Origin of the sequence: Chitinophaga terrae (ex Kim and Jung 2007) (assembly GCF_900107795.1) — a bacterium.
Lineage (GTDB): Bacteria > Bacteroidota > Bacteroidia > Chitinophagales > Chitinophagaceae > Chitinophaga > Chitinophaga terrae.
Genome location: NZ_FNRL01000001.1, coordinates 13,342 through 38,472, shown reverse-complemented (window position 1 = coordinate 38,472; position 25,131 = coordinate 13,342). Strand labels below are relative to the sequence as shown.

Genomic DNA, 25,131 nt, shown 5'->3' with positions numbered 1-25,131 from the left:
AGAAAGAATTATGAAGAAGATAATAATATTAATCCTGTGCATATTCCAGGTATCGCCGATCCTGGCGCAGAAAACATATGAAATAAAAGGGCGTTTTACTAGCATAAAGGCGGCTACCATTACTTTAGCGTATAAAGACCAGCAGGGGGTGGAAGACTCTGTACACACAACCGACGGAAGTTTCAGTTTCAGCGGTACTGTTTCCCGGCCGGTAAAAGGTATGCTAATGGTGAAAACCCTGCAACCTGGCGCCTACCCGGGGTTTTCCCTCGAATATGTAGAATTGTATGTAGAACCGGGTAAGACCAGCGTTAACGGGCCAGCACCCGCAACGGCAACCATCAACGGAGGCGAAGCCCAGGCGGATTTCAACTTGCTGAACCAGCAGTTGAAACCTGCGAAGGTGAAAATGGATCAGTTGCTAGCGAAGTACAACAAAGCAACAGCAGAAAGGGATAGCCTTGCATTACACGCCATCATGGACCAGGCAACAGTTATTAATAATGAAAGAAGTAAGCTGGAGGAAGATTTCATCAGCGCCCATCCCGCTTCCTATGTAAGCTGGGACCTGTTGAAACAGCATTCGACAATTATAGATCCCGTTACTTTTGAGCCGCTGTTCAGCAAGATGGCTAAACAGTTTCGCGAATCGGAGGAGGGTAGGGAAATGGCAGAACAGCTTGCCCTGAGCAGGAAAACTGCCGTTGGCCAGCAGGCTATGGATTTTGAACAAATGGATGTGAATGGAAAGAAAGTAACCCTTTCATCATTGAAAGGCAGGTATGTATTGCTTGATTTCTGGGCCAGTTGGTGCGGCCCTTGTCGCGCCGAAAATCCTAATGTGCTGAAAGCATATAATAAATTTAAAGATAAGCACCTGGAGATCCTCGCGGTATCGCTGGATCAGAACAAAGCCAATTGGCTGTCGGCTATTGAAAAAGACGCTATGCCCTGGATACACGTAAGTGACCTGAAAGGCTGGAAGAACGAAGTAGCTGCTCAATATGGCATCAGGTCTATCCCGCAAAATCTGCTGATAGGACCTGATGGGCGCATTATTGCCAAAAACCTGCGGGGATCGGCCCTGGAGAAAAAATTGTCGGAGATTCTGGAATAAATAACATTCATACATTTTATATTCCTGGCATAAAAAACCGGAACTATAGTAGATAACCTTTAAGGCCAACCATGTATAAGCCGCTTTCGCTATGAAGGCGGCTTTTTTTTAAGCAACCAAAGTGGTCATTATTGCCTCCATCCCCGGGAGGTATGCCTATAAAAATAAAATAAACTTTGTATTTTGCTAATTGCTGCATCTACGGCATCTGAAGCTGCTTACCCAACCCGGTTGTTGGATTATCTTATAATTTACCTGTTGAATGTAATCGAAAAAATTGGATAACAGTAACATACATATTGAGCATCCAGACTTGCTGGCGAACATAGCGGATGGAAGCGAAGCGGCGATGAAATGCTTTTTCCAGTCTTTCTATCCCCGTTTAAGATATTTCAGCCTGGATGTCCTGAAAGATGCCGCAGAAGCCCAGGATATCGCCCAGGAAGCCATTTCCGTCTTCTGGCGCCGGAGGGAGCAATTCAGGCACGCTACCATTAAAGAAGTAAGTGCATTCCTGTTTACCGTTGCCAGGAATAAATGTTACGACCATCAAAAGCACCTGAAAGTAAAGTCGTCTAAACAGGGAGAGATCTCCTATGACCAGGATAGTATAGAAGATATGCTGGAAGCAAAGATCATAAAGGAAGATCTTTTTAACCGGATATATACAGAGATACTTACTTTACCCGCCGCCCAGGTACAACTGCTGAAAATGATCTTTGTACAAGGGCTTGATACCAATGAAATCGCTGAAAGCCTTCATATCACGCCAAACAACGTCCGTAATCAAAAAGCCAGGGCGCTCGAAAAGTTGCGGCTGATCCTCCAGAAACGCAGGGTGATGATATTTTTTTCAATTTTTTATTAATTCTTTGTGATGCTTACCCCTGTTCAGTCGTTTACTTACCATACAAGGGCAATCTGTAGCCATGAATCATACCTGGCAGATTATACTTGTAAAGCTCCCTGCAAAGCATCCATTTATATGGATGTGATGATGTATTGCGCTGGTACAGCAGATCATCCAATGGGCAAAAACAATAACAAAGCATGAAAGTCAATATTGATCAGATTAAAGATATCCTGTACAGTCATTTCAGCGGTCGTTCACTCACCGCCGGTGAAGAGGCGTTGTTAGAGCAATGGCTGAAACAGTCGGCCGTTAACAGGAATTTGTTTAACCAGATCCGTGACAAAAGTGAAATTGATCAATACTTTTCTATCGTAATGGACGACCGGCATACCGAAGCCGCATTTCAACGATTTAAGGCCAACAGCATAGAAGAATTTACAGATGCCAACCATAATGAACCTGCAGTGCGGCCTGTCCGCCATCTCCATTTTGCGCGAAAATGGCAATGGGCTGCTGCAGCCGTTATATTACTGGCAGCAGGAACTTACTATTGGAAATTGATCGGGAAGCAAACGCTCCCTGTTGAAAATAGCAAAAGCTTGCAGGCTGATATTGGCCCCGGGGGCGCCCTGGCTACCCTGACCCTGGCCGATGGCAGCAAAATAACACTGGATAGTGCAGCTAACGGGAAACTTGCGCAACAGGGTAATGCCCAGGTAGTAAAGCTTGCCAACGGGCAGATCGCTTATAATGCAGGTATCCAAACAGAAAGCGAAATGTTATGGAATACCATGTCAACTCCTAACGGCGGCCAGTATCAACTGGTGCTGCCGGATGGTACGAAAGCCTGGCTGAACGCTTCTTCTTCAATTACTTTTCCTGCGGCTTTTGCAGGCAATAAACGCCAGGTAAAGATCAAAGGTGAAGTCTATTTTGAAGTTGCTAAAAAGGAACAGCAGCCTTTTATGGTAGATGTAAACGGGAAAGCGCTGGTGCAGGTACTGGGTACCAGCTTCAACATCAATTCATACGAAGACGAAGATAACATTAATACAACCCTTCTCGAGGGGAGTGTGAGAATAGTGGGAGATAACCAAACAGTTGTACTGAAACCCGGGCAACAGGCTCTTATAGCCGCCGCCGACAGGCAATCAGCCGCCGGGAAAGGAATTTTGGTAAATTCCTCAGTGGATACCGACCAGGTATTGGCCTGGAAGAACGGGATATTTGATTTTACCGGCGCTGATCTGAAAACCGTAATGAGGCAATTAACAAGATGGTATAATATTGAAGTCGAATACAGAGGTCCTAATTCGAATATCACCTTCCAGGGTAAGATGTATAGAAACGTAAACTTAAAAGATGTACTGGAAGCGTTGCAAAAAATGGGTGTAAGAACAGAATTGCAGGGAAGAAAACTGATAGTCTTTTAAAATACCTGTTACAATCTGCCGCCGTTGCCGCTTAGTTGTGTCTTACGGCTAATAAGTTTAAACAACCAATTGTCTATGTCGCAAATCCGAAAATGTCAACCATTCTCAAGCCGGCCGTAAGGTTGCCGGAATGTCCGGGAACGGCCTGGTAAACTTTACCAGATAACTAAGTTGCTACTGCGCTTTAGGGCTCAGGTCAAATGAAATATTTTGACCCGGAGAGTCTTTGTTCCTGACAGAAAAAAATTGCCGGACACAAAACCGCCCTGGCGTGCAGGCCAGGGCGGCGGAAAGTTTGGGCAACACAAAACAAAAGTCCTGGAGGACTGCCTATTTATCACCCAAACAACACAAAAGTATGGTAAAAACTGCTATTTGTGAATGGCTGGTTCGCAGAAGCAATCACCACATCACCAAAATCATGTTAGTCATGAAACTAACAACTCTTCTATTAACGGTTGGTATTTTGACCGTCTGCGCTAAAGGCGTTTCACAGAATGTAACTTTCCAGGGAGAGAAAGTATCCTTGAAAGTTGTATTTAAATCTGTTGAGAAGCAGACAGACTATCTCTTCCTGTATCCTGAATCTGTACTCCAGGTTTCCCGTCCTGTTTCTCTTAATGCGCAAAACCTGCCCTTAGATCAATTCCTGGTAGAAGTATTCAAAGCTCAACCGCTCGAATACACTATCAAAGGCAAAAGCATTTTTGTTTCTCCCAAAGCGGTTATAGCGAAGCCGGAAGAGGAGAGCGGCCCGCCCGTTGATACTTTGTTCTGGGTTGTAGGAAAAGTACTGGATGAAAATAACGCCCCGGTCATCGGCGCAAGTGTTATGATAAAAGGTACAGACCAGGGAACCACTACGAATGCAAACGGGGATTTCGCACTCCGGAATGTCAGGAATCACGCGTTGCTTGTTATTTCTTCGATCGGGTACGAAAAGAAAGAGGTCAAAGTCAACGGGCGCAGTTTAAGTATCTCGCTTTCCAAATCCACTTCTGAACTGAACGAGGTAACAGTGAGCACCGGTTACCAGCAACTGGATCGCCGCCGCCTCACCAGCGCTATTACTACATTAAAAGCGAAAGATATCCTGAGCCCCGGTATGTTCTCTATAGACCAGGCATTGGAGGGGCGTGTGCCGGGCTTGTTTGTAATGAACCCCTCGGGCGATATAGGCGTATCTCCGAAGATCCGTATCCGTGGTACTTCTACCTTATTGGGAAGCCGCGAACCTGTTTGGGTAGTAGATGGCGTGGTAGTAAACGACCCGGTGAATATTGACCCGGCAACCATCAATGATCTCGATTTTGTAAACCGGTTAGGGAACGCTATTTCAGGGCTAAAACCTTTTGATATTGAGCAGATAGATATATTAAAAGACGCTTCCGCAACCGCTCTTTATGGCGTGAGAGCAGCGAATGGAGTAATCGTTATCACTACAAAAAAAGGCAAGAACGGCGCACCGGTTGTTAACTTCAATCAATCTACCAGCCTGGTGCAGCGGCCCCATTATTCAGACGCCAACGTAAACGTGATGAACTCCAGGCAGCGGATGGATTTCTCAAGAGACCTGATCGCAAATGGACTAAATTATTCTGAGCACATCAACTATGTTGGGTACGAAGGCGCGCTGACTAAACTGTATAACGGAGAATATAGTTACGAGGAATTTCAACGGGAAGTACATCGCCTGGAAACAGTGAATACAGATTGGTTTGATGTTATTCTTCATAATGCCATTTCTACTCAAAATAATCTCAGTGTTTCCGGCGGTAATGAGAAAACAAAATACTTTGCTTCCGTAGGCGCCGCTACCCAACGGAGTACGATAAGAGGAGACAAGATCGATCAGTACTCTGCCTTGATTAAGTTAAACACTGCGCTTACACCCAAACTGAACTGGGAACTGAACTTCAGGGGCAATACAGAGAAGAGGGATTTTGTAGCAAGCTCGGTGAACGCTCTTTCTTACGCATACAATACCAGCCGGGCAGTACCCGCATATACCGAAGACGGAAGCCTGAATTATTACAAGCGGTATAGCGGCTCTGCCTTCGATTACTTCAATTTTAATATCCTGAACGAAATGGAGCATTCCCGGAATAATATAGACGGTTCAGGGATCGCTCTTAATACAAACCTTAATTACAAGTTAAATAAATACCTCAGCGGAACAGTATTGCTATCCTTTAATAACAGCAATACCGAAGACCGAACGGTCTACGAAGAAAATACTTTTGCTGCCGCAGAAATACGTTTAAGCGAGTACGGAATGCCGGCCGATCCTTCGAGAACGCTGATGCCCTATGGAGGCGAATATCATTCAAGTAATGTGCGTAACCGCTCTTACCTGGTTCGCGGACAGGCAAATTTCACCCATCCTATCGGCGCTCACAATCGTGATCAGCTGGATATAACACTGGGGGGAGAAATGTCTTCCAACCAGTATAACGGCCTGAAAATGGTCAGAAGAGGGTATATGAAAGATCGTGGTCAGGCCTTTGCACAGGTAGACCCGGTTAAATACCCGGTATATGCGCAATGGGCAACTATTAACAATGTAGACCAGGTTACGAATAACCTGACCAATATCGTTTCCGGCTACCTGGCAACGGCGTATACGTTCAACGATAAATACATCCTGAATTTTAATACCCGTACAGATTTCTCCAACAAATTCGGCAGCCGCAGCCGCGAGAAATTTCTTCCTACCTGGTCGGTATCCGGGCGTTGGGATATAGATAAAGACTTCTTTAAAAATTCCCGACAGGTGAATATGCTGGCGCTGAAAGCATCTTACGGCTACCAGGGTAATATGCTGGATAACCAGACTCCCGACCTCATCATCAACCAGGGAGCGCTTGATCCTATCAGCGAGGAATATTATTCTACCATCGCCTATTACCCTAACCCGAATCTGAAATGGGAAAAGAATGGAGAATTAAACATAGGACTGGAATTTTCGCTGTTCAATAATAAGATCCAGGGTAATATCAACTATTTCGACAAAAAGACAGAAAATGCCTTCCTGGATAAAAGAGTGGCAGATATCAACGGGCTTAGCACCTATATAGTGAATTCCGGTACTATCCGTAACAAGGGAATAGAACTGGCATTCAGCTTTATGCCTATCAATAACCTAGGACCCAAAGGAAGCGCCAATGGTTTTTCCTGGCGTATAGATCCGCAATTAGGGCAGGTGCTGAATTCTATCCTGTCTAACAGTATTAATCACTATGGGCTTAACAAGTACCTGGGCAGCCAGAATGCTAACCTGTATACCGATTACCTTACCGGCAAACAGATCATCGATGGAAAGGCTGTAAATACCTTCTATTCCTATGCCTTTGATGGTCTTGATCCCAAAACCGGTAAACCAATTTTTAAGAATGACGACCAGGCGCTCCGCGATAAGTACAGGGGAATGGAAGCAGACCAGGTTTTTCAGCAGGTAATGGTGCCTTCAGGAAACCGTATCCCCACTATCCAGGGAGGTGTGCTCAATACCTTTAGCTATAAAGCATTTGCCCTGAGCTTTAACCTGGCATACAGCGTGGGCAGCAAGATCAGGTTAACAAAACTCTATACGGCCACATCTCAGCAGATCAATTCCGGTGTAGCCGCTCCGATGCCTGAAAACAATGTAAGACTCGAATTTGAGAACCGGTGGAGGAAACCAGGGGATGAAGCCTTTACCAATATCCCTGCGCTCATCGGCGGGCGCGATTTCTCTCAAACCCTCAACCACTGGTCTATGAGCTATCCTTTCAATTACGCCAGGAATATCTGGGAGATGTACGACAACTCGGACATCCGTGTGGTAAGCGGCAGCTACCTGAAACTGAGAACAGTGAATTTCAGGTACACGCTGCCCGATAATGTGAGCAAATACCTGAACATTAAATCTGCCAATATCATGTTCTCTGCAATGAATGTTCATACCTGGGCAAGCAAAGACCTGCACGGGCAAGATCCTGAGCAAACCGCCTTCGGAGACCTGATACAGGTATCGCCACGGCCCACTTATTCCTTTACTATAGATGTATCCTTTTAATACAAGATTATGAAAAGTATCCGTTCCTGTATAGTTATCATACTCGCGCTTCTCCTGTTCAGCGGCTGTAAAAAGTTCCTGGAAGAACAGTCGCAAACCCTGGCATATGCCAAAACCTGGCAGCGGCTCGACGAAGTGTTGCGTGGAGAGGTTTACATTATCAATAAGAATCTGCCTTTCAAATTTCTGAATACCATGGACGACGACATCGCCGACTACGTAGGCTCCGTCTCCTTTATTGACGCCCGCGCCGATATATTCGGGTTTTATACCTGGCAGGCGAATCCTTTTACTGCCAATACTTTCATGCAGCTCACAGACAATACCTGGGCGCCAATGTACAGGCGTATCAACGCAGCTAATATTGTCGCTTACCAGGCAACAACATCGAAAGACGACCCCGTTCAGCTAAAGCGGATCCGCGGCGAAGCGCTGTTCATGCGTGCTTTTTACTACTTCTATATGGTGAACATATATGCCGGCGCATATAATAGATCCACTGCGACTACAGATATGGGAGTGCCGTTAAAGATCACCGAATACGTGGAAGACCGTTTTTTTACCCGCTCAACAGTAGACAGCGTTTACAGGCAAATGGTAGAAGACCTTGAAACAGCAGAACAATGCCTGGAAGGAGTAACGCAACGCACTACCTACCGGGCAGATATCAACGCAGTGAACCTCCTGCAAAGCAGGGTCTATCTCTATATGCAGGATTGGGATAAAGCAATAGAGGCGGCAGATAAAGTGTTGGCCAGGAAACCGGTATTATCTCAACTCGCAGCCTACATTCCGCATACCAGTTTCCTGACAAAGGAATCGCCCGAAGTCTTATTCACGCAGGACGGAAACGTGATGATGGGAATTATGCCGGAAGTTTTTCCGCCTAAAGCTATGAAACCCTCTGATGAACTGATGGCGCTTTATACGGGGAATGATCTCCGGAAAACTGCCTTCTTTGAAATGAACGCCGGCAAATACCGCTATATAAAAGTATATAGCTCTACGCTGAATAATATTTCGCCGGCAGAAACAGCATCGGATGTTTTTACCATGAGGGTGGCGGAAGCCTATCTGAACAAGGCGGAGGCATTAACAATGCTGAAAAAAGATAAGGAAGCAAACCAGGTGCTCAATACCCTTCGCCGTACGCGTTTCTCGCCGGATTATTTCCAGCCGGTTGATCTGTCCGGCGCTGCACTCGCGGCATTTGTCCGCGACGAACGCCGGCGGGAACTTAGTTTTGAAGGTCACCGCTGGTTCGATCTGAAACGGTATGCCGTTAACCCGGTTTATCCTTTTTCGAAAAAGATCACGCATAACTATTCCGATGTTTTCTTCGGCGGAAGCCCGTTTGTAAAAGCCTCATTAGTACTGGAACCTAATGATCCGGCCTATTTATTCCCTATACCTGCTGATGTTATCATTTTCAACCAGGGAGTGCTTAAACAAAATCCGCAACGACCTGACAGAACTTTTTAATCATAGACGCTATGACTAGGATAAAAATAAATTGCCTGCCAATATATAGCCTGATACTCTTCCTGTGTTGTTTTGCCTGCAGGAAGGAAGCCAGCCTTCAACCTTCACCGGATATGCCGGATGCATTTGCAAGGCATGATAACCCGGCTAATGCCGCCGATCACCAGATCTACCTGTATTACAAGGAAACCGGCATTGCTGTATTATACAATGATACCGTGACAACAGCCCCGCTGGTTACGCTGCAATTGTGGTATCACCTGACGGTTATTGACTCGCTGGTCACGTACACAAAGATTAAGAAAGATGCGGATATCCTGCTGGGACTGGATTTTATCAAACAAAGCGTAGTGCCATATCTCGGCGCCGCAATGAAGCCGTATGCCTTCTTCCTGGCAGATTCATTGTATACATATGATTCGCCCTGGCGCTACAACCAGGTAATGTTATCATCTTACCGCGGTCTGAAAGCCGTAGCCCTGGGGTTTGTGCCTGGTATCCGGAACCTGGATGCGGCAGGGAAAAAAGCCTACCAGGCCGATATATTCAAGACTATATTAATTCCATACCTGAATGCCAACGCCAACCTGTTAACGGAGTTTTATAAAGTCAGTTCTGTCTACTATGGCAAAACAGCCAATGGAACCCAGTTCAACGGCGATTATATTCCCTATCGCCTGAAAGAAGAATATGGCTTTCTGAGTGATGGAACAGAATCTGAAGACTACTATTCTATCGGTACGCAGGCCCAGGACCTGGATCGTTATCTCACAGAGATCCTCAACCAGACAACTGCTGCATTCAACGACAAATACGGTCAATATCCCCTGGTGATGAGAAAATATAAAGTCATCATGGAAGTATTTAAAACACTTGGATTTATCAAGCCTGAATAGAGTAGACAGGTTATTAATACACAAAAGAAAATTATGAGCGCTATTGTTAAACTGGAAGGACTGTCCCATAAATACGGAAGTGCCTGGGCGATCAGGGACATCAACCTGGAAATCAACCGACCGGGCGTGGTTGGTTTATTGGGCGCCAACGGCGCCGGGAAATCCACTACAATGAATATCCTTTGCGGGGTGTTGAAACAAACGGAAGGACGCGTATATATCCAGGGCATTGATACCCGGAAAGAGCCTGAACAGGCAAGGAAGCATATTGGCTTCCTGCCGCAACATCCGCCACTATATCTTGATTTTACCGTGGATGAATACCTGACATATACTGCACAGTTGCGAAGGATCGAAAAGACCGAAATAAAGAAGGCAGTAAGTGAAGCCAAAGAGCGATGCGGAGTGGCGCATTTCAGCAACCGCCTCATCAGGAACCTGTCGGGCGGCTACCGGCAGCGGGTAGGCATTGCCCAGGCCATCATTCATAAACCAAAACTGGTTGTAATGGATGAACCTACAAATGGCCTTGATCCGAACCAGCTTATTGAGGCAAGAAAACTCATAAGGGAAATAGGTAAAGACCATACGGTGCTGCTGTCGTCACATATCCTCTCTGAAATTCATTTGCTGTGCCGGGAAGTAGTGATGCTGGAAGGAGGGAGGATCATTTTCTCCGACAGCATGGACGCCTTCAACAACTATGTACGGCCTCACAGCCTCCTGCTGCGTCTTGAAAAGGCGCCGGCGCCGGCAGATCTCCTGAAGATCAGCGGAGTAACGAAAGTTGATTTCCTGAATTCAAAACAGGTGCGGGTATATTTCGATGGTGATGAAGAAATCGCCGAACGGCTGGCAGAAGCCAGTACCTATGGCGGATGGCAACTTCGCGAGATCAGCCTCGATAAAAGCCTGCTCGACGACATATTTAAACAGTTATCCAATCAGATTCCAGCTTAAAAACGATATTAATGATCTTTAAGATAGCCAAAACCGACCTCCGAAATCTTTTCTATTCTCCCGTTGCCTGGTTCCTGACAATTGCCTTCTGGATACAGATAGCCTATTTTTATATGAATTCGCTGCTGCCCAGGGCAAAATGGTACGATATCAGCGTGAACAACGATCCTAAGTTTAAAGGTACCGGCAGTTCATTCACAGCGGAACTATTCCTGATGGGAGAAAGCATTTTTGCAAACATCCTTCAGAACCTCTATTTATTTGTTCCGTTGCTGACGATGGATCTTATCAGCCGGGAAATGAACAGCGGAACAATAAAGCTGTTGTATTCCTCACCCATTAAAACGAGGGATATTGTGTTGGGGAAATACCTGGCCATTATGTTCTATAACCTGCTGTTGCTGGGTATTATAGGGATTTTCCTGTTGACAGGATACCTGAATATACAGTCGGCCGACTATGGAATACTATTGTCTTCCGCGCTGGGCTTCTATTTGTTGGTATGCGCCTATACCGCAATCGGGCTGTTCATGTCCAGCCTGAGCAACTACCCTATAGTATCAGCCATTGGTAGTTTTATTGTTGTGCTGGTGCTGGGCCGGATCGGAACATTGTGGCAGCAATATGATTTTGTGAGAGATCTTACCTACTTCCTTTCTATTTCCGGAAGAACGGGTAAAATGCTTACAGGACTTATTACGACCAAAGACATCCTCTATTTCCTGGCAGTTATTTACATATTTGTAGGCTTTACCCTGATCCGGCTGAAAGGCGCCAGAAGTTATCAGCCATGGCCGCTAAGGCTAGGTCAGTATATTCTGGTATTTGCTACGGCTGTCTTAATAGGTTTTGCAGGCTCCCGGCCCGGGTTTATTGCCTATTGGGATACTACGGCAGGTAAAATACATACCTTGCGGGAGAACACCCAGAAGATCATTAAAGACCTGGGCGACGAACCGGTGCAGGTAACCCTTTATACAAACCTCTTTGCGGAAGGGTGCGCACTTGGATTTCCGGAAAAACGGAACGATTACCTGACAAGGTTATGGGAACCCTATCTGCGCTTTAAATCCAATCTGTCGTTCAGGTATGTTTATTATTATGATGTAAAAAAGCATGACAGTATGCTGTACCGGCGCTTCCCCGGCAAGAACCTGCAGGAGATCGCGAAGGAAGTGGCCAAGGGTTTTGATCAGCCTTTGTCTGCATTCCAAACACCGGAAGAAGTCCATAAGGAAATTGACCTGGAGCCGGAAAATTATGCGGTAGTAATGGAGCTGTCGTATAAAGGAAGGAAAACCTTTTTACGCACCTTTATCGATAATACATTCTGGCCTAATGAAACACAGGTAGCAGCAGCATTGAAACGGCTTCAGCTTGCAAAAATGCCGAAGGTGATTTTCCTTACAGGAAACCTGGAACGCAGTGTATATAAATTGGGAGAACGGGAATACTCGGGGCATAGTACTGATAAACAGTCGCGCGGTTCCCTGATCAATAACGGCTTTGATATAGATACAATTTGCCTGGAAAACCAGGATATTCCAAAAGATGCCAATATTGTAGTACTGGCGGATCCGAAAACCGCGCTCAGCGAAACTTCGCAAAACAAGCTTAAAGCGTATACCGACAATGGCGGCAACCTGTTGATAACAGGAGAGCCCGGGAAACAATCCATATTAAACCCGGTACTGGAATCAATGGGCATACGGATGCTGGATGGAACAATTGTTCAACTGAGCAGGAACTATACGCCGGATATGCTTACGCCATACATTACCCGTGAAGCTACGGGGCTGGCAGAACAATCGTTCCTGGTGGGTCTGAGAACCGAATGGGATACGGCACGCCTGTTAATGCCAGGTGCGGCCCCGCTGGTGCAGTTTGACAGCAGTATTTTCCATATGCAACCCCTGCTCATGGCCGATACTAATGCCTGGTTGAAAACCGGCAGACTGGTGATCGATTCTGCCGCTCCTGTTTTTAATCCCGCTGAAGGCGATGTAAAAAGCGATGGCTTTGTCACAGCATTGCAATTGAAACGGAACATAAACAATAAGGAACAGCGCATTATTGTTTGCGGCGATGCAGATTTTATGGATAACAACTGGCTCCGCGCCAACCTGGGTATAGAACAAACCTTTTATAGCTGGATGGATAACAACGACTTTCCTATTTATCCCCACTACGCCCCGCCCAAAGATGATAAGCTGAGGATCACCTACCAGGGCGCCATCGTAGAGAAAACTATCTATTTGTGGCTGATCCCGGGTTTGTTATTAATGACGGGTACGGTATTATTAATCCGCCGGAAAAGACAATAATGAATAGTATGAAGTATTTGCAGACAGATGAACAGACGATCGAAGATCTCCGTTTTTTTAGGAAGGGCGATTATAGCGGCGTTTATGAAATCTATAACCAGACGGCAACCCGGGGAGGGGAAGCATTGCTGGAATTTATGTTCAGGCATCCGCTGTCTGATGTGATCGCGATCCGGAACCGAACTGCCCTGATCCGCCAGTTTGCAGAGCGGGGTTTATCATTTCCTTTTGAAGCGGCATCTTTTGATATGGCCGAAAAATACCTTGCTAACATCCCTGGCCCGGCAAGTGAAGCGGCTATGCAAAAATTAAGTGAAAAAGATCTGCAACAGGGTACAACAGCCGTTATTACCCTGTTGCAGCAGGCAAAGGCGTTTATCAGTCAGCCATCGGTAACAGGTCTTTCGGCTTATGCAGCCGAACGGGAAGAGATCGCGCAATTGCTCGACCGGCCGGCCCTCAGATCTGTGTTCGCAGAACCGCTTAAAGCGAGGTTGTCGTATGCTGTTACCACGGCGTATGATAACCTTTTCAGGATGCAGGAGCATCATGCCATAAAACAGGTACTGGAAAAGATATACCAGTTGGATGTTTACCTGACAGTGGCCCGGGTAGCTAATACCAGGAAGTTTGCTTTTCCCGTGGTACACGATACCGCTAATAAACAGGTAAAACTGAAAGGCGTTTTTCATCCCTGTGTTGAGCATGCCGTAGGCAATGATATAGTATTAGGGGGCGACCGGAATGTTTTATTTCTTACCGGTGCAAATATGGCGGGCAAATCTACTTTCCTTCGCTCGCTGGGAACAGCGCTTTACCTGGCGCATATGGGGTTCCCGGTAGCGGCGCTTGCAATGGAATTTACGGTAATGGACGGCATCTATACTACCATCAACCTGCCTGATAACCTGGGTATTGGCGCCAGCCACTTTTATGCAGAGGTATTGAGACTTAAACAGCTTGCCAGCGAACTGAATAAAGGAAGATCCCTCTTTGTAATTTTTGACGAGCTATTCAGGGGAACTAATGTAAAGGATGCACACGAAGCAACAGTGGCTGTTACAGGCGCTTTTTCGAACTGCCCCGCCAGCATGTTTGTGATCTCGTCGCACATCGTGGAAGCAGGAGAAGAATTGGCTCAACTACCCGCTGTAGGCTTTTCGTATCTGCCAACCCGCATGAACGGTCATACGCCGGAATATACCTACCGGTTAGAAGAAGGCATTACTGCCGACCGGCATGGAATGGTGATCATACAGAATGCAGGGATACTGGAAGTATTGAGGAACGGGAAGAAGCAGGTTAACGCGTAGTTGAATAACAGTTATTTAATTAAATATAAAAGATGAGTTTCCATATAGACAGGCAAACACGGGAGGAATTGAACCTTAGCGGCAAGTTCCGTACGGATTCTGTTTATCACCTGTTCAATAAGGTGAAGAGCCAGGGCGGCGCCCAGATGCTGGATGAGATGTTCCGGTCTCCGTTGGAAGATGCAGAGGCGATAAATGCGCGTAGCAGTATTATCCGCTACTTCCAGGAGCAGGCGCTTACTTTTACTTTCGATCCGCAGCAACTGGCAGATGTCCGGGAGTATATCGACAGCGGTACCGGGAACAGTGAATTGCTGGCACTTGGCAACTTGTTGGTAAAAATGGCGCTTTCTTCGCTGGTGCATGATGAGGGGCTGAAAAAAATAGTGCAGGGGTTGCACGCTGCAATTGGTACCCTGCGTAGCTGCAGGGAGTTTATAGGCAGGATGGGGAATATCCCAGCTGCTTACGAAGCCAGGATTGCGGATGTAAGGGAAATAATGGCCGATAAAACAATTGTACAATTATGTGAAATTGATATATACAGGGCGCTCCCATTACAGAAAATGGCGTCGTACGATTATTTCCTGAGAAGTAAGTTCCGTAATAAAATTGAGAAAGTACTCTCATTTATTTACGAAGCAGATGTTTTTATTGCGGTGAGTGATGTAGCGCGTACAAGAGGTTTTGCTTATGCAGAAGCAAAACCTGCATCGGCCAACCTGTTTTCTGCCACAGATCTCAGGCATCCTGCAATTGAAGGAGCAGTAGGCAATACTGTGAAGATGGATACCGGTAACAATGTCTTTTTTCTTACAGGTGCAAATATGGCAGGCAAGTCTACCCTGATGAAAGCCATCGGTATAGGTTTGTACCTGGCCCATATGGGTTTCCCGGTAGCGGCGTCGGAGTTAACGTTTTCTGTTCGCCAGGGTCTTTATACTTCTATTAATACTGCCGATAATATCGGTTTGGGATACAGTCATTTCTATGCGGAGGTCATGCGTGTAAAAGAGGCGGCAGATGCAGTTGCCAGCGGTAAGAACCTTTTATTGATATTTGATGAATTGTTCAAGGGTACCAATGTAAAAGATGCTTATGATGGTACATTAGCTGTTACCGCAGCTTTCGCCGAATATCGTAACTGCCTGTTCATCGTTTCAACCCATATTATTGAAGTTGGCGCCGCGTTGATGGAAAATAAGCACATCAACTTTGAGTACATGCCAACGGTGATGGAGAATGGCCGTCCGCGTTATACTTACCAACTGAAGAAAGGTATTACGGAAGACAGGCAGGGAATGATGATCATTGAGAATGAAGGTATTTTGGAATTGATAACGCAGGGAGTGAGAAGCTGACCGTGATCCTTCTGCTGCTGGTAATTTATTTTGACTTTATGTCCTTTCTTTCCGCTATTGGGGCTTAACTGAATGAAGCCTTACATTGGCCGGTCGTGAAGATACCAGTTCTTCCGGCCGGCCTTTTTTAGAGAGCAGGCATTGCTCAATGTCCCCTGCGGAAAAATCTTCCTGCCACAACCGATGCTACGATTGCCATTCCGCCAAACACCCGTAATGTTTCAATCAACCCGCTCGACACCAGCAGGCTGAATAACAGGCTGCCAAAGCCATATCCCATAAAGAGGAAGAAGGCAAACAGCCCCGTTGAACCGCCGGCGTTTTGCTTGCTGAAAGAAGTTACGATAGTTGCCAGTGAAGGATGTGTGAGATCGAAACTCAGCGACAATATAGTCACAAGGATACATGCTGCGTATAACGGGGGCACGAAACTCAGTGCAATTACCGTGACGCCGCCCAGGACTATGCCCAGCGGAATGATCTTTTTTCTGCCCATTTTATCGGCCATGCGGCCAAGCGCCGGACCAAGAACCAGGCCGGGTATGCCATATCCCAGGAGGGCCAGGCCAATGCCCTGTTCATTCAACTGGTAGTATTGATGAAAGTAAACGCCCAGCCAGGCAAAAACACCGCTATGAAATAGCCCATTTTCGAACACAAAAAAATACGTGCCTTTGGCTCGGGGCAGTGATAGTATTTCTTTGAAAACCCTGAACAGGGATCGGCCGGCTGCGGAACCCCGCAGGTCAGGGAAAAGCCGTTGCCGGTGATGGATGTTCAAAAGCAATATGATCATGCCAGCAAAGGTTACGAGCCAGAATAAGGTGCGCCAGCCGATGATGCCGGCCAGCAGTGCGCCCACGCTGGAGCCAAACGCCATGCCGCCGGCCATCCATCCAAAGAAAATACCCAGCGCATACCCGCGTTCGCCGTAAGGAAACCGGTCGCTGATCCAACTGATGGTGGTAGGGGCAATACCTGCGGCACAAACTCCTGTGAGTAGCCGTATGCAGATCATCTGCGTGGTATTTTCTACCCAGGCTGTGCAAAAGGTGAAGAAGAGGAAAAGACTGAAGGAAAATACGATGATCTTATACCGCCCGTAACGATCGCTCAGCGGGGCGTACACCAGGGTGAATACGCCGTATCCTAACAAGTACACAGGTTCTATGAAGCTGATCTGCTGAACGGTGCTGCCAAAGAAACCTGATAGTTCCGGCAACAGCGGCGCTACCATAAACGCCTGGAAAAAGATGATAAATGTAGCCAGCGATACGAGGACCACTTCGCTCTTTGTAGCCCTGGCGCCGGGTATAAGCTGGTCTTTTGAAATTGCGCCCGTTTGTGATGTAACTTTTGTACTGATGTTCATTGCCTTTCATAATTGTAAAGCAAAATTAGATTGGATCACGGAGGCGCATCCTGTACACATCCTGAAAAAACAACCAGTACAGACCAGTTAAGAAAACTGCTTTCCCGCCAGTTTAATGGCCTCAATTCTTTTAGGAGAAAATTTATCTGCAAATACTACCCTGAAATACTTGTCGAACCTGCCGGCAAACGAAAACGTGTAGCCGGGAGTAAAGCGTACGCCGATCTTTTCGCATTGGTGGTAGAAATTTGCCATGTCTGTCTGTTCAGGCATTTTCACCCATAGATTGTAGCCGCCCGCAGGTGTTGCTATAACAGTACCTTTAGGGAAATTGTCGGCCAGCAGGTTGATGGCGAAGTAGGCATTCTTCGCCAGTTGCATCCTGAATGCACGCACATGCCTGTCGTAACTGCTGCTGCTTAACAGGCGGCTGATAGTTTCCTGGTACAGGGGAGAAACACTGCTGCCCAATGCGAACCTGATCTGCTCTGCGCGTTCCATAAACCGGCCGGCCGATAACCATCCAAGCCTTATTCCCGGCGCCAGGGTTTTGGAATAGGAGGAGTAGGTGAGTACCAGGCCACTGTCGTCGCTCCCTTTTATGGTAGAAGGGCGGGGACCCTGGAAATTCAGATCGCCGTAAATATCATTCTCGATAATGGCAACATTATACTGATGTGCAATAGATAATATCGCCAGTTTTTGTTCGTTGCCCAGCAAACTGCCTGTTGGGTTATGGAAGTTGGGCGTTATTACTACGGCTTTAATGGCGGTGTTATGGCAAGCCTTTTTCAGGAAATCAACATCGAACCCCGTACGCGGGTCTACCGGTACTTCAATCACTTTAAGGTTCAGCATCCGTATCACTTCCAATGCGGAAAACACGCAGGGACTTTCAACTGCGATCACATCTCCCGGCTGGCAAACCGCCGCCAGGGCTATATATAGGGCCTGTAACGCGCCATCCGTAACAAGTAGTTCGTCGGGGTTCATGATAGTTTGGTAAGCGGTAGCCCGTTTGGCGATAATGTTCCGCAGTTCTGCCGATCCGTTGGAAGGGTAATAGCGAAGCAATGCTGCGCCTTTTTCCCGGATCACCTGCTGCATAGTACGCAATAACAACTTTTGGGGCATAAAGAGGTCGCCCGGGGCTGCTACGTTAAATTCTGATAACTTGCGGCCTGCTCTCAGCGAGGTCGTAAGTCCCAGGTGTTGCTTGAAAACAGCATCTCTCACAACTGGTTTATGCCTGGCTTTTGCCTGCTGTTTAGAACCTTCCGGCCGGTTGCTGACATAATATCCCGATTTAGGTATGCTTTCTACCAGTCCACGGATAATGAGATATTCATAGCCGTTTTGTATAGTACTGATGCTGGTCCGGTACTGTTCTTTCAGTTCACGGACCGAGGGCAGCTTATGGCCGGGTTTGAAGATCCCTTCCAGGATATTTTTTTCTATGTCGGAGGTGAACACCTCGAATTTATACGTCTTCACATCTGTATTGCTAAATATTACATATTCGTTACCTGTACTGTAAAGCTATGGAATTTAAGTTGGAGAAAAAGAATAAAGGAACACAGGATAGATTACCTGTTTTTTCAGACCAATGTCCCGCTTTCCATAACTGCTTTTTTAACGGGCAAGTACTTCGAATAGGTAAACATCGCAAACAGGGCAATAAAGGTGGCCACAGCATACAACATAGCGGGACTATGAAAATAGATGGCGGCAGCGCCTAAAGGAACAAGCATATTGTTGGCCGATTGCAGGCTTTGGTTCACTCCCTGCAATTTTCCCTGTTGGCTTTCATCAACCGACCGGGAAAGTCTTCCGTTATAAATGCTTTCAAACAATCCTACTCCTGCAATGATAAATATAATGGCCAGGGAAATTAACAATACTGAATGAACAAAAGCGCAGGTGCAGATCAATGCCAGTCCTGCTGCCAGTCCAACGAGCCCGGTAATGCCTATACGCTGTTCGCTGAAATTTTTCAATAGCCAGGGCAATAACAAGGCGCGTGTGGCAATATCACAAACTCCAACGATCGTTAACAGGCTGCCGATAATGGCAGGTCCCCATTTATATACGTCTTTAAGGAAGAGGGTGAAATTAAACTGGAAGATACCCTGGCCTGCATAGAAGAGCGTACCTGACACGAATAACATGGCAAGCCCCCGAAGCCCGAATACCTCTTTGAAATGGGTGAAGATATTGAAACCAGCGCCCGTAAGGCGTGGCGTTCTTTTGTCTGCCGGCCGTGTTTCAGGTAAGCGGAAATAGGCTAGCAAACCGGAAATAAAAATCAGGCCGGCGGTTACAAAAAACGGCAAAGAAAGCGCAATGCTTCCCAGCAATCCGCCTATTGCTGGTCCGCCTATCTTCCCCAAACCCATTACCGAACCAATATACCCGAACCATTTAGTTCTCTCTTCCGGCTCGGTACTATCTGATACGATGGCAAATAAAGTACTTATGTTACCGGCCGTGAGCCCATCTATGATCCGCCCAAGGAAAAGGATCCATAAGGCGCCGCCTATGCCGAATATCACATACCCGGCAACAGATCCCAGCAGGCTGATTATAAGAATGATCTTCCTGCCATACCTGTCGCTTAACCCGCCCAGGATAGGCGCGGCAAAGAAGGTACAGGCAGCGAATACAGACATCAGTAAACTCATCCCTACTACCACTTGGTGAGGGGGCAAATATTTAGCTACCAGGAAAGGCAGCAGGGGGAGGACTATCGACAGACCAATGGAGTTCAGGGCGAGGATAGCGATAATGATCCATAAATTGTTTTTCGATCTCATTTTAATAAAGGGATTAACTGAAAATTTTTAACATCTGCTCCAGCGCATTCGCGGAGTGCATGCGTTCACCGTTATCGAGCGACTGACGTGCAGCAACTGCCGCTCTTTTAAGCATACTGTTTTCAAAGGCTGTAATAGCCTCGTGGATAGCGGAATACTTGCCGGTGGTTAGATATTCAGACAGTTCAAGCGCATCGAGCATGGCCATGTTGGCGCCCTCGCCTGCAAACGGCGGCATTACATGTGCGGCATCGCCGATCATGGTAAGGTTAGGCAGGGGTATCCAGCTTTGATCTAAAGGCATGCAGGTAATAGGGCGGGGAATGAACGGGGTTGATGCCTTTTCGAACAATTGATACCAGGCGCTGCTCCAGCCGGTGTATGTTTCCCTGAACCAGGCAAGCATCTGCTTATTGTCAGAATACTCCAAACCGCTGCTGGCAGCCCAATTTGCCGCTGGTTTAAATGTGGCATAAAAGGTAAGATCGCCATTTGCTTTCAGGCCCATTAAGAGGTTCTTTTCATTCCCAAAGGCCATTAGCTTTCCGCCATTCAATAAGGTGTAAATTGTGGGAACGGATTTTTCTGCGTTATGTACATTGCCTTCCAACATCGTGATACCGGTGTAAAACGGCCTGGCGTCTGTAAGGTAGGGGCGGATCCTGGAATTAGCTCCATCGGCCGCAATCACAATATCGGCATACGCAGGATCTGCATTCTTAAAACGTAATTGCCAGCCTTCACCTGCCGCCTCCAGTGAAATAAAGTGCCGGTTCCATAATACGGTACCAGGTTGGAGGGAGTCAAGCAATATATTCCTCAACGGCCCCTTGTCTATTTCGGGGTGAAATGCCGCATTCCCGAAGTCTTCAACCGGTTTGGTGTCATGATCGCTGAACTGTATTACCGCCTGCTCGTTTACGATGATCTTTTTGTCAGCGCCGGGGCGGAAGTTCTTTTTGAACTCGTCCAGCAACCCGGCTTTGATCAATGCGGCCATTCCCGAGCCTTCGTGCATGTCGAGCGGCGAACCTACCAGGCGGGCATCTTTATCTGTATCCCTTTCGTAAACTTTCACGTTAACGCCTTTGAGTTGCAGAAGCCTGGCCAGGGTAAGGCCTCCCGGGCCTCCGCCTACGATCGCTACCTGTTTGTTTGCTAATAACATGATCGGATGTTTAATTCAATGCAAAGTTACCTGGTACTTTAGCGCTTAAATACCTACATTTGACCAAAAAATAGCTGTAAAAGACTTTTTATGAAGAAAGGAAAACAGCCAACCGAACCTGCGGTCTTACAGGCATTTGCCCGGTTGCTGGGTACAAAGCTGAGGAACGGGCGGATGAAGATTCCCGAACCATACGGCCAGGGATATTGCAGGGGCTACGTGTTTAATGAGCATATACGCATGCTGATCCTGAACTACGAGCTTAAAGAAGAGGTGATACTGCATAATCCCGAAGTGCATATGGTAGGAAAAATGATCCTCTTCAAGTTTCAGCATATTTTCCAAATGGAGGAAGATCGCCCGCCTGCTTTTCCATCGGTGCTGATAGCTACCAGCACATTGGATACAGATGCTGTTATCCCCATTCAGTCCAGTACTTCATCGATAAATATAGAAGTGGATGCAGGTTACCTGAACAGTATTTTCGAATCTTCGAATAAGTCGCCGGCCCTGCAAAGCCTGTTGCAGAATACCCAGCCTTTGTTGTTCGAACAGTTGATCCATCCTGTATTACAGAAGGTAGTAGATGAAATGATGACAGAACAGGTGGATGAAGTTTTTGAATTGTTTTTCCTGAGAATAAAAGCGGAGGAACTGGTTTGCCGTTTGTTAATGGAGTTGGAAAAACGGGATGAAGAACATCTGTATGCTTTAAACAGTAAGGATATCCAGGCAATTTACAAAATACGGGAACGGATGCTGGCGCGTATAGACGTTCCGCCGGTGATCGATGAACTGGCTCTTGCTGCTAATATGAGTCCTACCAAGTTGAAACGGCTGTTCAGGCAGATCTTCGGTAACAGTATCTTCAGCTATTACCAGGAGTTCAGGATGAAAGAGGCGGCGCGTTTACTGAAAGAGGAGCATCTTTCTGTTTCTGATGTAGGTTACCAGCTAGGGTTTAGTAACCTGAGCCACTTTGCGAAGGTGTTTAAAGAGCATGTGGGGGTAAATCCGAAGAAGTATGCGATGGGGTAGGCCTCATCATTTAAACACCTTCCTGATTATCTTCCCTATCTCAATAAAATCCCTGTTGTTATTAATTGCCCTCTTCTCATAATCATTAGTATCAGATTCGGAAAATGGGAAAAGAAGCATGAAATTCCTGTCCTGTAACTTCTTGTTTAAGAAATCGGGGATTGCTTTCATTCGCGGGGTGTAGGAGATCATCCCGTTCTTAGCCATAATGATGAACAAGGCTTCGTTCTCTTTCAGCGACCCGGCTATTTCCTCTGCTTTAGCCCAGTTTTTAATCGGGTTGAAAGTAGCTTCGATAGAGGATTTTTTATTGATGGCATTTAGTATATCCAGGATGGGGGTGCTGGCATAGAAGTTCATTGTAGCCCCCGAGTTGCGGGCAATGTTCCAGATACGCAGCAGTATATGGAAGAAGCCGGGTTCCTGGTGGGCCAGCTCTGGTATCAGCACTGTATAGCTGTTGACCGTTGCAATGGGTTGGGCAGCATGATAAACCAGCACATTGATATTATCGTTTTGCAGGTACCCGTTCTGCAGGTTGAATACAAACGCCGGCGTGATCTGTCTTTCATGTTCAAGACCGATAACCAGGTCGGTGATCTTCTTTTCCTTTATCACATTGTTGATGCCCGAAATAACATCGTAGTCGTACCGCATGATCGACTGCAGTTTCACATCGGCCGCTGCTGCCGCGTCTTCGGCTTCTTTCAATACCTTTTCTGCATTCCTGACAGACGATTCATTCTTCTCTTCATTCACTACATTCAATGCAAACAGGTTTTCTGTATTGGTTTTTGCTTTCAGCAGCAGGCTTAAGTTAACCATAACATCTACCATGCTTTGGTATTTGATGGCCAGCAGTATTCTTTCTTCATCGCTGCCTTCTGCTACGGTGTCTTCATTGGTAGCTGCCGAAATGCCCTGCGCAGCCGACATCGACACGAACGAGGAAACGGTACAGGAGATCAGGATCAGCAGGATGCTTCCGTTGAGCACATGTTCGTTCAATAACCTCACCGGCTCCCCGGCGGCATTTTCAGAGATAATAATATTGTAACCTACCATTACGGAAGCCAGGGTAGCGGCGGCCGAGGCGGCGCTCATACCGAAAATAAGCGTACCCTCATCGTTGGTTAGCCGGAAGGTTTTCTGGGTCAGCAATGCCGCCAGGTATTTTCCGCCTATTGATGCAATTAACATAATGGCGGCAACGCTGATGGTTTCCCAGCTTTTAAAAAAGACTTTGAAATCTATCAGCATGCCCACGCTTATCAGGAAGAAAGGAATGAAGATGGCATTACCTACAAATTCAACCCGGTTCATCAGGGAAGAGGATCTTGGAATCAGCTTGTTTAAGGCCAGCCCGGCGAAGAAGGCGCCAATGATATCTTCTATTCCCGCTATCTGCGCTATCAGGGCTGCCAGGTAAATGATCACCAATACGAAGATGTATTGCGAAATTTTGTCTTCAACATTCTTAAAAAACCATTTGCCTATAATCGGGAAAATCAGTAGCACAATAAGTCCGAAAACGATCACCGATATGCCGAGCTGTATCCAGAAACCCTGTGTGGCGTTGCCCTGGGTAAGGCCTACCACCGCCGCCAAAACCAGCAGCGATAGTACATCTGTAACCATGGTGCCGCCAACGAGTATGTTCACCGCCCGGTTCTTGGTTATCCCCATTTTGCTGATCAGCGGGTAGGTGATAAGGGTATGGGAAGAAAAAAGACTGGCAAACAGAATAGAGGTAAGCACAGAAAAATGCAGGACGTAATATCCTCCTATGTACCCGAGAAGAAATGGAACAGCGAAGGTGTAAACCGAAAACGTCAGGCTTTTCCATTTATTCTTCTTAAAGTCTCCCATATCAATTTCCAGTCCTGCCAGGAACATGATATAAAGCAAGCCGGTGGTACCGGTTACCACAACGCTGCTGTCGCGGGCTAAGAGATTAAAACCATTAGGCCCCACAATGGCGCCGGCAATGATCAGCCCAATCAAATGAGGCACTTTGATCCTGTTAAGCAACAATGGCGCACCCAGGATGATCACAAGCTCGAGCAGGAACTTCAGCACCGGGTCGGATATCGGTAGTGTAATGTTATGTATGTTAAGTAAGAACATGGCTATCTATTTCTGAATACGGGACAACTCCACTGAAAACTTAGCCGTACAGGTAGTGTCGATAGTGATGGTTTGCGTACCTTTTATGCTTTCGCCCGAAATCTGGTCAAGCAGTACATTCATGGTAACCGGGCGTTTGGAAAGTGAGTCGGTGGTAAAATGCAACCGGATAGTACTTGAGTCGTATATCCCTTTGTATACCCTGACAAGGGTTTTGTTGTTTAGAATAGCCACCAGGGTACGTAACGAGTCGTTGGTAAAATCCCATATCTCATTTGTTTTCTGGTCGCCTATCACATATTCATTGCATTGGGAAGCGATACATACCAGTTTGCTGGTCCATAACCCATGAATGCGGGCAGGCCAGGCGGTGGGCGCAGAATCGCCATTTTTTACAGCCAGGATGCTATCGCGCATTCGTAACAGCGATTCGTAGTCCTGTTGTTTTAAGGCAAACTGTTGCTCCTTTTCTGCAAGCGCGCGCTCCCTTTCGTCCAGGCTTTTCTCCCTGCCGCTATCGCCGCAGGCGCATAATAGCAACCAGGCAAAAAATGGTATAATTTTAAAAAATTTCAGCATACCCGAACACGTTTTGGTTTAGAACCGGGCGGCATCAGTGATGCGTTGGATGCCCCATTCGAAGTAATGGATTAACATGCCGGCCAATTGTTATCTTGCATGACCTGTATTATGAATATAGTAAAAAAACTGCAAACCCAACGATCGCCTGGCAAATAAGGTATTATAAATGCAAGTACTCAGAACGCATATAGAAAAAATTGTACCACTCAGCGATGAGGAATTTGCGTTTGTCGCT

At 46.6% G+C, this 25,131-nt stretch carries 17 protein-coding genes; 11 read left to right on the top strand and 6 right to left on the bottom strand.

Annotated features, from left to right (window positions below; genetic code table 11):
* Positions 1-10: 10 nt before the first annotated feature.
* The 10 genes from BLV62_RS00175 (at position 11) to BLV62_RS00130 (ending at position 15,796) form a co-directional block, all read left to right on the top strand.
* On the top strand, positions 11-1,117 hold the full coding sequence (locus BLV62_RS00175) for a TlpA disulfide reductase family protein (protein ID WP_089757409.1): 1,107 nt from the start codon (positions 11-13) through the stop codon (positions 1,115-1,117).
* A gap of 277 nt (positions 1,118-1,394) precedes the next feature.
* A complete protein-coding gene (locus BLV62_RS00170; protein ID WP_089757408.1) occupies positions 1,395-1,985 on the top strand; it encodes an RNA polymerase sigma factor in 591 nt (196 codons plus the stop codon).
* Positions 1,986-2,167: 182 nt separating this feature from the next.
* Positions 2,168-3,403, top strand: coding sequence for a FecR family protein (locus BLV62_RS00165; protein ID WP_089757407.1), 1,236 nt, complete (start codon positions 2,168-2,170; stop codon positions 3,401-3,403).
* Positions 3,404-3,833: 430 nt separating this feature from the next.
* Positions 3,834-7,460 carry a SusC/RagA family TonB-linked outer membrane protein gene (locus BLV62_RS00160; protein WP_168927864.1) on the top strand — a complete coding sequence of 1,209 codons (3,627 nt, stop codon included), beginning with the start codon at positions 3,834-3,836 and terminating at the stop codon, positions 7,458-7,460.
* Positions 7,461-7,469: 9 nt separating this feature from the next.
* Positions 7,470-8,942, top strand: a complete 1,473-nt coding sequence (locus tag BLV62_RS00155) for a RagB/SusD family nutrient uptake outer membrane protein (RefSeq protein ID WP_089757405.1) — start codon at positions 7,470-7,472, stop codon at positions 8,940-8,942.
* Positions 8,943-8,953: 11 nt separating this feature from the next.
* Entirely contained in the window at positions 8,954-9,838 is an 885-nt protein-coding gene (locus BLV62_RS00150; RefSeq protein WP_089757404.1) for a hypothetical protein, read from the top strand.
* A gap of 33 nt (positions 9,839-9,871) precedes the next feature.
* Positions 9,872-10,798, top strand: coding sequence for an ABC transporter ATP-binding protein (locus BLV62_RS00145; protein WP_211117791.1), 927 nt, complete (start codon positions 9,872-9,874; stop codon positions 10,796-10,798).
* A gap of 11 nt (positions 10,799-10,809) precedes the next feature.
* A complete protein-coding gene (locus tag BLV62_RS00140; protein WP_211117789.1) occupies positions 10,810-13,122 on the top strand; it encodes a Gldg family protein in 2,313 nt (770 codons plus the stop codon).
* An 8-nt stretch (positions 13,123-13,130) separates the two neighbouring features.
* Positions 13,131-14,435, top strand: a complete 1,305-nt coding sequence (locus BLV62_RS00135) for a MutS-related protein (RefSeq protein ID WP_089758144.1) — start codon at positions 13,131-13,133, stop codon at positions 14,433-14,435.
* Positions 14,436-14,467: 32 nt separating this feature from the next.
* Positions 14,468-15,796, top strand: a complete 1,329-nt coding sequence (locus tag BLV62_RS00130; RefSeq protein ID WP_089757401.1) for a MutS-related protein — start codon at positions 14,468-14,470, stop codon at positions 15,794-15,796.
* A gap of 145 nt (positions 15,797-15,941) precedes the next feature.
* Here the strand turns inward: BLV62_RS00130 and BLV62_RS00125 are convergent, their stop codons facing one another.
* The 4 genes from BLV62_RS00125 to BLV62_RS00110 form a co-directional block, all read right to left on the bottom strand.
* Positions 15,942-17,168 (bottom strand): MFS transporter, encoded by a 1,227-nt coding sequence (locus tag BLV62_RS00125; RefSeq protein WP_089757400.1) that lies wholly within the window; start codon positions 17,166-17,168, stop codon positions 15,942-15,944.
* 87 nt (positions 17,169-17,255) lie between these two features.
* On the bottom strand, positions 17,256-18,662 hold the full coding sequence (locus BLV62_RS00120; RefSeq protein WP_168927863.1) for an aminotransferase-like domain-containing protein: 1,407 nt from the start codon (positions 18,660-18,662) through the stop codon (positions 17,256-17,258).
* A gap of 104 nt (positions 18,663-18,766) precedes the next feature.
* Positions 18,767-19,981: an MFS transporter gene (locus BLV62_RS00115; protein ID WP_089757398.1), complete on the bottom strand. Its 1,215-nt coding sequence runs from the start codon at positions 19,979-19,981 to the stop codon at positions 18,767-18,769.
* Between the two features lie 13 nt (positions 19,982-19,994).
* The gene (locus tag BLV62_RS00110; RefSeq protein ID WP_089757397.1) at positions 19,995-21,149 is read right to left on the bottom strand and encodes an FAD-dependent oxidoreductase; all 1,155 of its coding nucleotides are present in this window, start codon (positions 21,147-21,149) and stop codon (positions 19,995-19,997) included.
* Between the two features lie 90 nt (positions 21,150-21,239).
* Here BLV62_RS00110 and BLV62_RS00105 point away from each other — a divergent pair, with 90 nt between their 5' ends.
* Positions 21,240-22,187, top strand: a complete 948-nt coding sequence (locus BLV62_RS00105) for a helix-turn-helix transcriptional regulator (protein WP_089757396.1) — start codon at positions 21,240-21,242, stop codon at positions 22,185-22,187.
* A 6-nt stretch (positions 22,188-22,193) separates the two neighbouring features.
* Here BLV62_RS00105 and BLV62_RS00100 read toward each other — a convergent pair whose 3' ends face one another.
* Complete coding sequence (locus BLV62_RS00100; RefSeq protein ID WP_089757395.1) at positions 22,194-24,314, bottom strand: cation:proton antiporter; 2,121 nt, start codon at positions 24,312-24,314, stop codon at positions 22,194-22,196.
* 6 nt (positions 24,315-24,320) lie between these two features.
* Positions 24,321-24,893 (bottom strand): hypothetical protein, encoded by a 573-nt coding sequence (locus BLV62_RS00095; RefSeq protein ID WP_089757394.1) that lies wholly within the window; start codon positions 24,891-24,893, stop codon positions 24,321-24,323.
* Positions 24,894-25,131 lie beyond the last annotated feature (238 nt).